Raw genomic sequence first — 13,734 nt, forward strand, 5'->3', positions numbered from 1 at the left:
CGATTATATTTTTTTCGGAATCATTGGGCAATCAGTTCATATCGAAAATGAGCGGAGTGGAATTGGCCGTACCGTCGATTCTCGATATGCCGTTCGGAACACAATCGCGCCGGGTCGCAGGTCGACGCGGCGCAGTCAACGCAATCAGGATGCGAACATGTTGAAAGTCACCAAGGCCGTGTTCCCCGTTGCCGGTCTCGGCACGCGGTTCCTCCCGGCAACGAAGGCGAGCCCGAAGGAAATGCTGCCCGTCGTCGACAAGCCGCTGATTCAGTACGCGGTCGAGGAAGCGATCAACGCCGGTATCACCGAGATGATCTTCGTCACCGGGCGCAGCAAGCGCGCGATCGAGGATCATTTCGACAAGTCGTACGAGATCGAGGCCGAGCTCGAGGCGCGCGGCAAGGAAAAGCTGCTCGAACTCGTGCGCGGCATCAAGCCGAGCCACGTCAACTGCTTCTACGTGCGCCAGCCGGAAGCGCTCGGCCTCGGCCACGCGGTGCTGTGCGCGGAGAAGCTGGTGCACGGCGAGCCGTTCGCGGTGATCCTCGCCGACGACCTGCTGCACGGCGAACAGCCGGTGCTCAAGCAGCTCGTCGACGTGTTCGACCACTATCACAGCTCGGTGATCGGGGTCGAGACGATCCCGCGCGAGGACAGCCGCTCGTACGGCGTCGTCGAAGGCCGGGAGTGGGAAGAGGACATCATCAAGCTGTCGGGCATCATCGAGAAGCCGGCGCCGGAGGATGCGCCGTCGAACCTCGGCGTGGTCGGCCGCTACGTGTTCATGCCGACGATCTTCGATCATCTGCGCAAGCTCAAGCCGGGCGCGGGCGGCGAACTGCAGCTCACCGACGCCGTCCAGTCGCTGCTCGCGAACGAGCAGGTGCTCGCGTATCGCTACTACGGCACGCGCTTCGACTGCGGCAGCAAGCTCGGCTATCTCAAGGCCACCGTCGAGCTCGCGCTCCAGCATCCGGAAGTGAGCCGCGAATTCGAGGCGTACCTGCGTACCTGCTTGCCCGCGCTGGCTGCCGTCGCTTAAAGCGGCCGCGCGCTCCGTCGTTTCAGGTGGTGGTTGTTCCGTTGGCCCCGGCCGCTCGCGCGCCGGGGCTTTTTTGTTTGCGCGGGCGCGAGCGCAGGGTGCGCGACGTCGGCATGCAGCGCCGGGCAGGTGTGCGGGGTGCTGGCGCGCGACGCGCGACGCATGCCGGTGAGGCGGGACGTCGCGCGTGAAAGCGGTGCCGAAGCATGCGTCGCGTGACCGGATCGGTGGAGGGATTGCGTGGCATGCACGTCGCTCGCGTGGGTGTCGCGCGATGACGCGGTGTCGGCCGACATGCCGCCGGTCGCCGGGCGTCGCCGGTATCGACGCATTCCCGTCCGGCTTTCGCCGCGCGCCGCGTCCACGCGACGCTCAGCGCGGCGACGCGCTCGGCTGCGTGGCGAAGTGCCGGGCCAGCAGCGCGGCGATCGGCTTCTTGAAGTCGAGCAAGCGCTTTTCGAGATAACGCCAGGACAGGTGCGCGAGCAGCACGGCGAGCGCGAATTGCAGCAGTTCCGGCGTCGCGTCGCGGATGATGTCCGGCATCGGCACGTGCGCGAAGGACGCGGGCAGCACGCCGAAGCGCGCCGGAATCAGGTTGTGGAACAGGTAGAAGCCGTAGCTGATCGTGCCGAGATAGGCAAGCGGCGCCCAGTCGAGCAGCGCGACGACGGGATGCTCGGGTGCGCTGACGATCCACAGCATCAGCGCGCCGAGCGACACGGACAGGCCGAGATCCGCGAGCCCCGCGACCGCATCGGGCAAGGTCGCGCAGGCGGGCAGCGCGAGGAAGAATGCGACGCCGGCCGCGCCGAGCCAGCCGGGCGGTACGCGGCGCGCGGCGGCCGCGCCGCGATCGGCGAGCGCCATCGCGCCGACGCCGCCGAGCGCGATCAACGCGAAATTCCACGGGGAAAACGCGTAGATCAGCACCGGCGACGCGTCCGACAGGTAGAGCGCGAGATGCGCGAGCGCACACAGCGCGACGGCCGCGACGCCGAGCGCGACGTGTCGCGCGGCGGGCACCGCGAGCAGCGCGAGCGGTGCGATCAGATAGAACTGCTGTTCAACGGCGAGGCTCCAGAAATGCGACGTGGAGCCCGGCCAGCCGTCCTTGACGACGCCGATCCAGTAATTCGACAGGAACACCGCGTGCCAGGCGAGCCCGAGATTGACGCCGCGCTGGTAGAACAGCGCGTGCGCGATCGCGAGCGCGGCGAGCAGCAGGTAATACACGGGAAAGATCCGCAGCGCGCGCTTCGCGAGAAACAGCGCGAGCGCGTGGCGGCGCGTCATGGTGCCGCATTCGACCGCCTGACGGTTGCGATGCAACTCGCCGACGATCAGGAATCCGCTGATGAGGAAAAACGTCCACACGCCGAGCTTGCCGACGTCGACGGCAAGGACATGGCCCTTGTGGGACAGGAAAACGAGGATGACGGCGAGGGCTCGCAGGCCGTCGAGTCCTTTGACGTATCTGACTTCGCGCATGGAGGCATCCGGGCATTGAGCGCGCCCAGTATAGGTGCGCAAATATCGAACGTAATTCGCGTTCGGCTTGTTTGAGCCTATACGTACACGCGTTTTTTCATGCTCGAGTGTCGATGAAGTCGGTCGCGCGCAACAAAACCTGCGGGAAACCCCGCGAAAACGCATAAAAGTACTGCACGAAGCGTCAAGGCGCTTGTAGAATCCGGCGTTGAAGCGCGCGCGTTGCACGCTTCGTGTATCCAACGACCACACCTGGTAGGAGAAACATGGCGACTTCCGCAAAAAAGGTGGCCAAGAAGGCTGCCGCACCGGCGACCAAGAAAGTGGCTGCCAAAAAGGCTGCGCCCGCGAAGAAAGTAGTGGCCAAGAAGGCTGTCGCAAAGGCAGCACCGGCTGCTCCGACGCCGCTGAAGGACAAGTTCACGAAGGCATCGCTCGCAACGCACATCGCTGAGCGCGCGGCTGTCGAAGTGAAGGCGGTCAAGGCAGTGCTCGCCGCACTCGAGAACGTCGTGCTGGGCTCGGTTCACAAGAAGGGCGCAGGCGAGTTCACGCTGCCGGGTCTGCTGAAGATCACGGCACAAGTCGTGCCGGCGAAGAAGAAGCGCTTCGGCAAGGATCCGTTCACGGGCGAAGAGCGTTGGTTCCCGGCGAAGCCGGCCAGCGTGCGCGTGAAGGCACGTGCGCTGAAGAAGCTGAAGGACGCGGCAGCGTAATGCCGCGCAACGACTGCCGAATGCATGTCGGCAGCCGTTGCAGTGTCCCGAGATCCCCGTACGCGAAAGCGTGCGGGGATTTTTATTGCGTCGCGCAAAGCGCGCGGCGGCGAACGGATCGCCCGGCGATGCCGGGTTTGGCCGACGCACGATGTGCGGCGGATCGCAAGTCGCGCATCCGCATCCGCATCGCCGAGCCGCGAGTTTCATTCGCGCGCCGCGTTGTTGCCGCGCGTTCCGTCGCGAGCGCATCGCGAGATTTGTCATCGTGACGGACGACACCCCGCACGACATCGCCGCACAGGTCGCCGCCGCACGTGCCGTGATCGAACGGCATCTCGGCGCGACGCTGGAAGCGATCCACCTGTTCGGATCGGCGCTCGACGGCGGCCTGAAACCGCGCAGCGACATCGATTTGCTGGTGACGGTGGCGGTGCGCCCGGACGAAGCGGCGCGACGCGCGCTGATGTCGGACCTGCTCGGTGCTTCTGCGCCGCCCGGTTGCAGCGGCGGCATGCGTGCGCTGGAGGTCACGGTCGTCGCGCACGGCGACGTGGTGCCGTGGCGTCATCCGGCACGACGCGAGCTGCAGTTCGGCGAATGGCTGCGCAGCGACCTCGACGCCGGCATCGTCGAGCCGCCGCTCGTCGATCACGATCTGGCCATCCTGCTGACGAAGGCGCGCGAGCACAGCATCGCGCTGGTCGGCCCGCCCGCGGACGTGCTGTTCGAGCCGGTGCCCGCGCGCGACTTCGTCGCCGCGCTGCTCGCTACCGTGGCGCAGTGGCAGGCGGAACCCGACTGGCGCGACGACGCGTGCAACATCGTGCTCGCGCTCGCGCGCATCTGGTATAGCGCCGCGACCGGCAAAATCGCGCCGAAGGACGTCGCCGCGGCGTGGGTGCTGGCGCGCCTGCCGGACGCGCACCGGCCGGTTCTGGCGGCTGCGCGTGCGGCCTATCTCGATGGTGACGCAGGCGCGGCGATCCTGTCGGGCGAACCGCTGGCGGAATTCATCGGCTACGCGCGGCGGACGATCGAGTCGATGCTGTCGGCGTAGCAGTTCGCGCCGACGATGCACGCTACCGGTTTGCCGGCCGGCTGCGGATAGCGAACGCTCGCGAGCCGGCGGCATGCGCGCACCGTCGAGCCGAGCGCGTGCACGCGACCCGGCGCGGCGTCACGCATGCGCGGCCCGGTGCGCCGGGTCAGCCCGCGGTGCCCGCAAAGGCGGCCTTCAGCGCGTCGTCGTCGAACTTGGTCATCTGCATCATCGCCGCGGCCACGCGGCCCGCCTTGACCGTGTCGCGGTCGGCCATCATCGGAATGAGCGCCTCCGGAACGATCTGCCACGACACGCCATAACGATCCCGCAACCAGCCGCAGCCGTCGGCCGTGCCGCCGTTGTCGAGCAGCGCGCTCCAGTAGCGATCGAGTTCGGCCTGGTCCGCGCAGCTGACGAGCAGCGAGATCGCGTGGTTGAACGTCTCCGTGCGCGGGTGGCTCATCGCGAAGAACGGCTGCCCGAACAGCTCGAATTCGACCATCCGCGTGCCGTCGGTGCCGGGCACCGCCGTGACGCGCACGATCCGCGAATCCGGAAAGATGCCGGCATAGAAGGCCGCTGCTTCTTCGGCTTCCGTCGAATACCAGAGAAAAGGCGTGATCTTCTGAATCGTCATGACGAATCTCCTGTCTGTATGGGTCCGGGGCAAACCACGTGCCGCCATCGATACGACGGACGACGCCCGCCGAAATCGACACGCGGCGCGAACCAATCCCGCATCGGTCGGGCCGGGCGGTGCCGGCAGTGCGGATGTTAGTCGTCCTTGGCGGAAACGGCGAGCTCTCCGGGCCGCGGAAACCGGGTTGCGCGGGCATGGCAGCGGCCAGGCGCCGCTGCCGGCCGGCCGACCTATGTCGGGCCCGGCTGTCGCGCGGAGGCCGTGCAGACGCTGCCGGCCCGCGAGCCGGAGGCGGACGAAAAAAAAGCCAGCCGCGGCCGAAACCGGGGCTGGCTTTCCAGGTCGGCGACAAGGCGTCGGAGACGCCATGCACGCCGGAAACGTACTTCTTAGAACTTGTGGCGCAGGCCGAGTGCGACGATTTCCTGCGAGCTCTTGCCGGCGATGCCGTACGAGCCGATCGACGCTTGCGCATCGCTGCCGTCTGCGTTGTGGCCGCTTGCGTGCTGGTATGCGCCGACCAGGTACACGTCGGTGCGCTTCGACAGCGAGTAGTCCGCGCCGAGCGAAACCTGGTGGTACTTGGCGTTGTTGTCGCCGCTACCCTTCGTGTAGATGTAGCCGAGGCCGAGCAGCAGCGGTGCCGATGCCTGGTACGTGACGAAGCCGCGACCCGTGTTGTACTTCTGGTTCGTGCCGAACGTCGACGCGCCGTCAGCCTTGTACTGGGCGTTGCTGTAGCCTGCACCGACCGTCACCGGGCCGAATGCGTACTGGGCTGCCACTTGCGCGATGCCGATCGACGTCGACGACGTGAACGCGTTGTTGATGAAGGTCGTGCCCGAGTCGCCGTCGAAGATTGCGTCCGACGTACCGGTCCAGCCGCTACGCTTGCCGGCCGTGAGCGCCGATGCGTTGTTCGCGTGGAAGTAGCCGGCAGCCACGCCGAGCGGGCCGTTGTTGTAGGCTGCGGCTGCGGCCCACGTCTGACCCTTGCCGGTCGAGCCGGCGACGCCGCCGAGTGCGTACATGCCTTCGAACTGGAGGCCGGCGAACACCGGGGACGTGTATTTGATCGCGTTGCTGACGCGCAGGCTGTTGTCGTTGTTGTCGACGTCGCCCGGCGTGGCGAACACGCTGCCGAAGTAGTTGTCAGCCGTGACTGCCTGAACCAGGTCGACCAGCGGGTCGTACTGGCGACCCAGCGTCAGCGTACCGTACTGGTCGCTTTGCAGGCCGACGAACGCCTGGCGGCCGAACATGCGGCCACCCTGGCCCAGTGCGCCCGATGCCGAGTTGAAGCCGTTTTCCAACTGGAAGATCGCCTTCAGGCCGCCACCGAGATCTTCCGAACCCTTCAGGCCGAAGCGGCTGCCTTGCAGGTTGCCGCTACCCATCGACCACGAATTGTTACCTTGACCGGCGTTACCGTGAACGTACGTGATCGACGTGTCGATCACACCGTAGAGCGTCACGCTCGACTGAGCCTGAGCGGCGCCAGCGGCGCTCAGCAGGGCGAGCGAGAGGGTCGAGAGAGCAAGTTTCTTCATCGTTGAGTTTCTCCACGCAAGTGATTCATCGTTATTTGTTGCGGATTGGAGAATAGCTCAGTGCCATACACGCAAGAAAGCTTAAAAAATAAAGTGTCTCGAAAAGGTAACAGCAGGAAAAAGTCCATATATATCAAGCACATCAGGCACTGTTCCTGTTTATGAAATAGTTGACAATTGCTGCGCTGCGATTGTTTCAATCGCTGATGCACATGGCGGCAGACCCCCTGTTTCGGCCCGTTGCAGCAAGGAAATGAGGGTGTGCAAACGTTTGCGGTTGCAGGTGCATGCACGCCGACGTGTCAGGCAAGCGTCGACGCCGCGCGAATGCGCGGCGAACCACGGGGTTGCAAGCGAGGGGAGGGTGTGCCGGGTACGCGCGGGATCGATGCGCGGCCGTCTTCAGCGGGCTGAATCAGTCGTCGCGCGGGCGATTCCCGGCGGGATCGGGCCGAGCGGCGCGAGTCGCTTGAGCGGCCGCGGCCGGCGCCGGATTCGCGGCCGGCCGATGCGCGTCGCCGCGGGCGGCCGCGAATTCCGCGCCGAGCAGCAACACGATCGCGGAGAAGTACAGCCACATCAGCAGGACCGCGAACGACCCGGCCGCGCCGAACGCGCTCGCGGTGCCCGCATGCGCGAGATACAGCGCGAACAGCTTCTTGCCGCCGGAAAACAGGATCGCGGACACGATGCCGCCGATCGCGGCGTCGCGCCACGCGACGCGCGCGTCGGGCAGGAACTTCATCAACGACGCGAACGCGGCCGCGAGCACCGCGATGCCGACGAAGAACTGCACGACGTTCGTGACGACCACGTACGGCGAATTGCCCAGCAGCCAGGTGCCGATGAAGGTGATCGCGGTGTCGAGCACGAGCGACACGATCAGCAGGAACGCGACGCCGAGCACGAGCCCGAACGAGATCAGCCGCACGCGCACCAGCCCGAGCATGCTCGACCAGCGGCTTTCGGTGGCCGGCCAGATCACGCTGAGCGCCGCGCTGAGCGACGCGAACGTGGCCGACGCGCCGATCGCGAGCGCGGCGAACGAGATCAGCGTGGCGATGCCGCCGCGTTCGCCCGCGCGGTGCGCGTTCTGCACGATCGTCTGGATGCTGGCCGCCGCGTCGTCGCCGATCAGCTGATGCGCCTGCTCGAACACCTGGCCGCGCGCGGCGTCGTCGCCGTAGAACCAGCCGGCCACCGCGATCACCATCACGAGGGTCGGCGCGAGCGAGAACGCGGAGAAAAACGCGATGCCCGCGGCCATCGCGGAGCAGCGGTCGGACGAGAAGCGCTTGAACGCGGTGAGGGCCCAGTTGGCCTGCTGCTGGGCGAGACGGGTGGCTTCTGAAGTGATCTGTCGTTTCATGACGGTTCGGTTGCGCGCGGAACGCGGATCATCGCAGGTTAATCGGACATATCGGTATTGATCCGAGGATTCGATCATAGTTGCCTGAACTGTCTATAATTCCTTTCAGTTTCACCCCACCCCACAATAACGCCGAGACCGCCATGCTACAAATGTCCCGGCGCCAGTTCCTGAAGGTGACGGCCACGTCGCTTGCCGGATCGAGTCTTGCCCTGATGGGCTTTTCTCCGTCCGAAGCGCTGGCCGAAGTCCGACAGTACAAACTGGCGCGCACCGTCGAAACGCGCAACACCTGTCCTTACTGTTCAGTGGGTTGCGGCATCCTGATGTACAGCCTCGGAGACGGCGCGAAGAATGCGCAGCCGAGCATCATCCACATCGAAGGCGATCCCGACCACCCCGTCAATCGCGGCACGCTGTGCCCGAAGGGCGCGAGCCTGATCGACTTCATCCACAGCCCGAACCGCCTGACGCACCCCGAGTATCGTGCGCCCGGCTCGGACAAGTGGGAACCCATCTCGTGGAACGACGCGCTCGACCGCATCGCGAAGCTGATGAAGGCCGACCGCGACGCGAACTTCGTCGAGACGGCCGAAGACGGCGCGAAGGTCAACCGCTGGCTCACGACCGGCATGCTGGCCGCGTCGGCGGGCAGCAACGAGGTCGGCTACCTGACGCACAAGACCATCCGCAGTCTCGGGATGCTCGCATTCGACAATCAGGCGCGTGTCTGACATGGCCCGACGGTGGCAGGTCTTGCCCCGACGTTTGGCCGTGGAGCGATGACGAACCATTGGGTCGACATCAAGAACGCGGACGTGATTCTCGTGATGGGCGGCAATGCAGCCGAGGCCCATCCGTGCGGTTTCAAGTGGGTGACGGAGGCGAAGGCGCACCGCAAGGCGCGGCTGATCGTCGTCGACCCGCGCTTCACGCGTACGGCCTCGGTGGCCGATTACTACGCGCCGATCCGCACCGGCACCGACATCGTCTTCCTGGGCGGCGTCATCAACTATCTGCTGACGAACGACAAGATCCAGCATGAGTACGTGAAGAACTACACGGACTTCTCGTTCATCGTGCGCGAGGATTTCGCGTTCAACGACGGCATTTATTCCGGCTACGACGCGCAGAAGCACGCGTACCCGGACAAATCGAGCTGGGACTACGAGCGCGGCGACGACGGTTTCGCGAAGGTCGATCCGACGCTGCAGCATCCGCGCTGCGTATACAACCTGCTGAAGCAGCACTACGCGCGCTATACGGCGGACATGGTCCAGCAGGTCTGCGGCACGCCGAAGGACAAATTCCTGAAGGTGTGCGAGATGCTCGCGAGCACGGCCGTACCCGGCCGCGCCGGCACGGTGCTGTACGCGCTCGGCTGGACCCACCACTCGATCGGCGCGCAGATCATCCGCACCGGCGCGATGGTGCAGCTGCTGCTCGGCAACATCGGCATCGCCGGCGGCGGGATGAACGCGCTGCGCGGCCACTCGAACATCCAGGGGCTGACCGATCTCGGGCTGATGTCGAACCTGCTGCCGGGCTACATGACGCTGCCGATGCAGGCGGAGCAGGACTTCGACGCGTACATCAAGAAGCGCGTGCAGCAGCCGCTGCGGCCGAACCAGTTGAGCTACTGGAAGAACTACAAGGCGTTCCACGTCAGCTTCATGAAGTCGTGGTGGGGCGACGCGGCCACCGCCGAGAACAACTGGGCGTACGACTACCTGCCGAAGCTGGACAAGCAGTACGACCTGCTGCAGGCGATCGAGCTGATGAATGCTGGCAAGATGAACGGCTACATCTGCCAGGGCTTCAACCCGCTCGCGGCGGCGCCGTCGAAGGTGAAGACGGCGGCCGGCCTCGCGAAGCTGAAGTGGCTCGTGATCATGGATCCGCTCGCGACCGAGACGTCCGAGTTCTGGAAGCCTCACGGCGACTACAACGACGTCGATCCGTCGAAGATCCAGACCGAGGTGTTCCGCCTGCCGACCACCTGCTTCGCGGAGGAAAACGGCTCGCTCGTGAGTTCGAGCCGCGTGCTGCAGTGGCACTGGAAGGGCGCGGAGCCGCCGGGTGAAGCGAGGAGCGACCTCGAGATCATGTCGGGGCTGTTCCTGCGCATGCGCAAGCTGTACCAGAAGGACGGCGGCAAGTATCCGGACCCGATCGTGAACCTGACCTGGCCGTACGCGAACCCGGAAAGCCCGACGCCCGAGGAACTGGCGATGGAGTTCAACGGGAAAGCGCTCGCCGATCTGCCCGATCCGAAGGATCCGGCGAAGACGCTCGTGAAGAAGGGCGAGCAGCTTGCCGCGTTCGCGCAACTGAAGGACGACGGCACGACCGCGAGCGGCTGCTGGATCTTCTGCGGCGCGTGGACCCAGGCCGGCAACCAGATGGGGCGGCGCGACAACTCCGACCCGACCGGTATCGGCCAGACGCTGAACTGGGCGTGGGCATGGCCGGCGAACCGGCGGATCCTGTACAACCGCGCGTCGTGCGACGTCGCCGGCAAGCCGTTCGACCCGACCCGCAAGCTGATCGGCTGGAACGGCAGCGCGTGGAAGGGCGCCGACATCCCGGACTTCAAGGCGGACGAACCGCCCGAAAACGGGATGGGGCCGTTCATCATGAATCCGGAAGGCGTCGCGCGCTTCTTCGCCCGCGCGGGGATGAACGAAGGTCCGTTCCCCGAGCATTACGAGCCGTTCGAGACGCCGCTCGCCGCGAACCCGCTGCACCCGAACAACCCGCAGGCGCTGAACAACCCGGCCGCCCGCGTGTTCCCGGACGACCGTGCGTCGTTCGGCAAGGTGGCGGAATTCCCGCACGTGGCGACCACGTACCGGCTGACCGAGCACTTCCACTACTGGACCAAGCATGCACGGCTGAACTCGATCATCCAGCCCGAGCAATTCGTCGAGATCGGCGAAGACCTCGCGAAGGAAGTCGGCGTCGCGCATGGCGAGCGCGTGAAGGTGTCGTCCAAGCGCGGCTACATCATCGCGGTCGCGCTCGTCACGAAGCGGATCAAGCCGCTGACGGTCGACGGCAAGAAGGTCCAGACGGTCGGCGTCCCGTTGCACTGGGGCTTCAAGGGCCTGACGAAGCCCGGCTATCTCGCCAATACCCTGACTCCGTCCGTGGGTGACGGCAACTCCTATACACCGGAATTCAAGTCGTTCCTGGTGAAGGTCGAAAAGGCGTAAGGGGGAAGAGATGGCATTGCAATCGCTGGATATCAAGCGCGTCTCGGCCACCACGACGCCACCGCCCACGGTGCGCGAACCGGTGACCGGGAGCGTCGCGAAGCTGATCGACGTATCGAAGTGCATCGGCTGCAAGGCATGCCAGACGGCATGCATGGAGTGGAACGACCTGCGCGACGAAGTCGGCACCAACGTCGGCGTGTACGACAACCCGGCCGACCTGACCGAGCATTCGTGGACGGTCATGCGGTTCTCCGAATACGAGAACCCGGCGGGCGACCTCGAGTGGCTGATCCGCAAGGACGGCTGCATGCACTGCGAGGATCCGGGCTGCCTGAAGGCATGCCCGTCGCCGGGCGCGATCGTGCAGTACAACAACGGGATCGTCGACTTCCACGAGGAGAACTGCATCGGTTGCGGCTACTGCGTGACCGGTTGCCCGTTCAACGTGCCGCGGATCTCGAAGAAGGATCATCGCGCATACAAGTGCACGCTCTGTTCCGACCGCGTCGCGGTCGGCCAGGAACCGGCCTGCGTGAAGACCTGCCCGACGGGCGCGATCGTGTTCGGCACCAAGGAGGACATGAAGCAGCACGCGGCCGAGCGGATCGAGGACCTGAAGGAGCGCGGCTTCGAGCATGCGGGGCTGTACGACCCGCAGGGCGTCGGCGGCACGCACGTGATGTACGTGCTGCACCACGCGGACAAACCGTCGCTGTATCACGGTCTGCCCGACAATCCGTCGATCAGCCCGATGGTGAAGCTGTGGAAGGGCATCGCGAAGCCACTCGCGGTCGCCGGCCTCGCGCTGACCGCGCTGGCCGGGTTCTTCCACTACACGCGGGTCGGTCCGAACGAGGTCACCGACGAGGAAGAAGCCGCTGCCCGCGACGAGGCACGACGCATCAAGGAGGACGCGAAATGAGCCACGACGACCCCAACCTGATCGTCCGCTACACGCCGAACGAGCGCACGAACCACTGGATCACCGCGATCACGTTCGTGCTGCTCGCGCTGTCCGGGCTCGCGCTGTTCCATCCGTCGATGTTCTGGCTGACCGCGCTGTTCGGCGGCGGCCAGTGGACGCGGATCCTGCATCCGTTCGTCGGTCTCGTGATGTTCGTGTCGTTCGCGATTCTCGTGGTGCGGTTCTGGCACCACAATGCGCTCGATGCGGACGATCGCCAATGGCTGAAGCAGATCGGCGACGTGCTGACCAACCAGGAAGACAAGCTGCCGCCGGTCGGGCGCTATAACGCCGGACAGAAGCTGCTATTCTTCACGCTGGTGGCGTGCCTGTTGCTGCTCCTGCTGTCGGGAATCGTGATCTGGCGGCGCTATTTCTCGTTCTACTTCCCGATCGGGGTGATCCGCGCGGCCGCTGTCGTGCATGCCGTGGCGGCCTTCGTGCTGATCGCGAGCATCATCGTGCACATTTACGCGGCGTTGTGGGTGAAGGGTTCGATCGGCGCGATGGTGCGCGGCACCGTCACGCTGGGCTGGGCCCGCAAGCATCACCCGAAGTGGTTCCGTGAAAGCGTGAAATAACGCACCGGAGCGGAAGCGGTACGCCGATTGCGGCGTACCGCTCCGCCAACCGCCGGAATCGCCTGAAGAGCGCCGATTCGTCGGCGCTTGTTTTTTGGAAGAAATTTTCGTGACACAACGCATTCTCGAACCGACCGAGATCTCGGCACTCGATCATTCGGCCATTCCGCGCTTTCGCCTGCCGGAGCGCGCGACCGCGTTCGCGGCGCGCGCCGCGCGGCTGCGCAAGCTTGCCGACCTGAACCCGATCAGCGGCTACCTGCGGCTGATGGCCACCGTCGCCGACGCGCAGCACGCGACGCTGCAAGCGCTGGAGCTGCCGCTGCCGTCGAAGGAAGCGATCGCACGCGCACAGGAACATTCGATGCCGCTCGTGCCGGCGCTCGACGGCGAGCGCGATGCGCGCTGGCGCGCCGTGCTGTATGAATTGCTCGACCGCGTCGAAAGCGCGGGGCTCGTCAATCCGCAACTCGCGAAGCTGCTCGACCGGCTGCGCCTGATGGCGCCCGCCGAGCTTGACGCACAGGCCGACGCGATCCTCGCGCTGCGCTTCGCCGAGGTCGACCCGGCCACCGCGCCGTTCCTGATGGCCGCGCTGCAGGTCGCGTGGACGGACCTCGCGAGCCGCGTGACGCCGACCGATGTCCCGTATCTCGACCAGCCGGGGCTGTGCCCGGTGTGCGGCACGCATCCGGTCGCGAGCGTCGTGCGGGTCGGCGGCCAGTATCAGGGCTACCGTTTCCTCCAGTGCGGGCTGTGCACGACCGAGTGGCACATGGTGCGTACCAAGTGCTCGCACTGCGATTCGACGAAAGGCATCGCGTATCACGGGATCGAAGGCGGCAGCGAAGCGATCAAGGCCGAATCGTGCGACGAGTGCAAGACCTATCGCAAGATCGGCTATCAGGAGAAGGACTACGAGTTCGAGCCGCTGGCCGACGATCTCGCGAGTCTCACGCTCGACCTGCTGATGAACGAGGCCGGCTACCAGCGCAGTTCGCCGAACCCGCTGCTGTGGCCGGACGTGTCGCGCGAAGCGGACTGACGGCACGGGGCCGGGGCGGGGCGCGAGCGCCGGCCCGGCCGACTGCGAAGCATGAGACTGGAGCCACGAC

12 protein-coding genes are annotated in these 13,734 nt (G+C 65.7%); 7 read left to right on the forward strand and 5 right to left on the reverse strand.

Annotation, left to right across the window (positions count from 1 at the left end; translation table 11 throughout):
* Positions 1 to 157 precede the first annotated feature (157 nt).
* A complete protein-coding gene (gene galU, locus H0X95_RS12340; protein WP_006482949.1) occupies positions 158 to 1,045 on the forward strand; it encodes a UTP--glucose-1-phosphate uridylyltransferase GalU in 888 nt (295 codons plus the stop codon).
* Here the strand turns inward: galU and H0X95_RS12345 are convergent.
* Entirely contained in the window at positions 1,042 to 1,341 is a 300-nt protein-coding gene (locus H0X95_RS12345) for a hypothetical protein (protein WP_196446068.1), read from the reverse strand. The two genes, galU and H0X95_RS12345, sit on opposite strands and share 4 nt — an antisense overlap.
* 76 nt (positions 1,342 to 1,417) lie before the next feature.
* Entirely contained in the window at positions 1,418 to 2,536 is a 1,119-nt protein-coding gene (locus H0X95_RS12350) for an acyltransferase family protein (protein ID WP_059722629.1), read from the reverse strand.
* Between the two features lie 266 nt (positions 2,537 to 2,802).
* On the opposite strand from H0X95_RS12350, the gene H0X95_RS12355 reads away from it, so the two are divergent.
* Both H0X95_RS12355 and H0X95_RS12360 read left to right on the forward strand, forming a co-directional pair.
* On the forward strand, positions 2,803 to 3,252 hold the full coding sequence (locus H0X95_RS12355; protein ID WP_006492882.1) for an HU family DNA-binding protein: 450 nt from the start codon (positions 2,803 to 2,805) through the stop codon (positions 3,250 to 3,252).
* Between the two features lie 268 nt (positions 3,253 to 3,520).
* Positions 3,521 to 4,312, forward strand: coding sequence for an AadA family aminoglycoside 3''-O-nucleotidyltransferase (locus H0X95_RS12360; RefSeq protein WP_043205167.1), 792 nt, complete (start codon positions 3,521 to 3,523; stop codon positions 4,310 to 4,312).
* A gap of 148 nt (positions 4,313 to 4,460) precedes the next feature.
* Here H0X95_RS12360 and H0X95_RS12365 read toward each other — a convergent pair whose 3' ends face one another.
* The 3 genes from H0X95_RS12365 to H0X95_RS12375 form a co-directional block, all read right to left on the reverse strand.
* The gene (locus H0X95_RS12365; RefSeq protein ID WP_059722631.1) at positions 4,461 to 4,934 is read right to left on the reverse strand and encodes a VOC family protein; all 474 of its coding nucleotides are present in this window, start codon (positions 4,932 to 4,934) and stop codon (positions 4,461 to 4,463) included.
* A 392-nt stretch (positions 4,935 to 5,326) separates the two neighbouring features.
* Positions 5,327 to 6,487 (reverse strand): porin, encoded by a 1,161-nt coding sequence (locus H0X95_RS12370; RefSeq protein WP_059722633.1) that lies wholly within the window; start codon positions 6,485 to 6,487, stop codon positions 5,327 to 5,329.
* 415 nt (positions 6,488 to 6,902) lie between these two features.
* Entirely contained in the window at positions 6,903 to 7,856 is a 954-nt protein-coding gene (locus H0X95_RS12375; RefSeq protein WP_006495933.1) for a YihY/virulence factor BrkB family protein, read from the reverse strand.
* Positions 7,857 to 7,999: 143 nt separating this feature from the next.
* On the opposite strand from H0X95_RS12375, the gene fdnG reads away from it, so the two are divergent.
* From fdnG to fdhE, 4 genes are all read left to right on the forward strand, one after another.
* Positions 8,000 to 11,071 (forward strand): formate dehydrogenase-N subunit alpha, encoded by a 3,072-nt coding sequence (gene fdnG / locus H0X95_RS12380; protein ID WP_077208670.1) that lies wholly within the window; start codon positions 8,000 to 8,002, stop codon positions 11,069 to 11,071.
* A 10-nt stretch (positions 11,072 to 11,081) separates the two neighbouring features.
* On the forward strand, positions 11,082 to 11,996 hold the full coding sequence (gene fdxH / locus H0X95_RS12385) for a formate dehydrogenase subunit beta (RefSeq protein WP_006488883.1): 915 nt from the start codon (positions 11,082 to 11,084) through the stop codon (positions 11,994 to 11,996).
* On the forward strand, positions 11,993 to 12,619 hold the full coding sequence (locus tag H0X95_RS12390; protein WP_006488816.1) for a formate dehydrogenase subunit gamma: 627 nt from the start codon (positions 11,993 to 11,995) through the stop codon (positions 12,617 to 12,619). Before fdxH ends, H0X95_RS12390 begins: the two co-directional genes overlap by 4 nt.
* A 109-nt stretch (positions 12,620 to 12,728) precedes the next feature.
* Positions 12,729 to 13,664 carry a formate dehydrogenase accessory protein FdhE gene (gene fdhE, locus H0X95_RS12395; protein WP_006492897.1) on the forward strand — a complete coding sequence of 312 codons (936 nt, stop codon included), beginning with the start codon at positions 12,729 to 12,731 and terminating at the stop codon, positions 13,662 to 13,664.
* Positions 13,665 to 13,734: the final 70 nt, after the last annotated feature.

The sequence above is a fragment of the Burkholderia sp. 9779_493 genome (genome assembly GCF_015712215.1).
Taxonomy (GTDB): domain Bacteria; phylum Pseudomonadota; class Gammaproteobacteria; order Burkholderiales; family Burkholderiaceae; genus Burkholderia; species Burkholderia cenocepacia.

Coding starts and splice junctions, on each gene's coding strand:
- galU (WP_006482949.1), top strand. CDS start 158: ATGTTGAAAGTCACCAAGGCCGTGTTCCCCGTTGCCGGTCTCGGCACG.
- H0X95_RS12345 (WP_196446068.1), bottom strand. CDS start 1,341: ATGTCGGCCGACACCGCGTCATCGCGCGACACCCACGCGAGCGACGTG.
- H0X95_RS12350 (WP_059722629.1), bottom strand. CDS start 2,536: ATGCGCGAAGTCAGATACGTCAAAGGACTCGACGGCCTGCGAGCCCTC.
- H0X95_RS12355 (WP_006492882.1), top strand. CDS start 2,803: ATGGCGACTTCCGCAAAAAAGGTGGCCAAGAAGGCTGCCGCACCGGCG.
- H0X95_RS12365 (WP_059722631.1), bottom strand. CDS start 4,934: ATGACGATTCAGAAGATCACGCCTTTTCTCTGGTATTCGACGGAAGCC.
- H0X95_RS12370 (WP_059722633.1), bottom strand. CDS start 6,487: ATGAAGAAACTTGCTCTCTCGACCCTCTCGCTCGCCCTGCTGAGCGCC.
- H0X95_RS12375 (WP_006495933.1), bottom strand. CDS start 7,856: ATGAAACGACAGATCACTTCAGAAGCCACCCGTCTCGCCCAGCAGCAG.
- fdxH (WP_006488883.1), top strand. CDS start 11,082: ATGGCATTGCAATCGCTGGATATCAAGCGCGTCTCGGCCACCACGACG.
- H0X95_RS12390 (WP_006488816.1), top strand. CDS start 11,993: ATGAGCCACGACGACCCCAACCTGATCGTCCGCTACACGCCGAACGAG.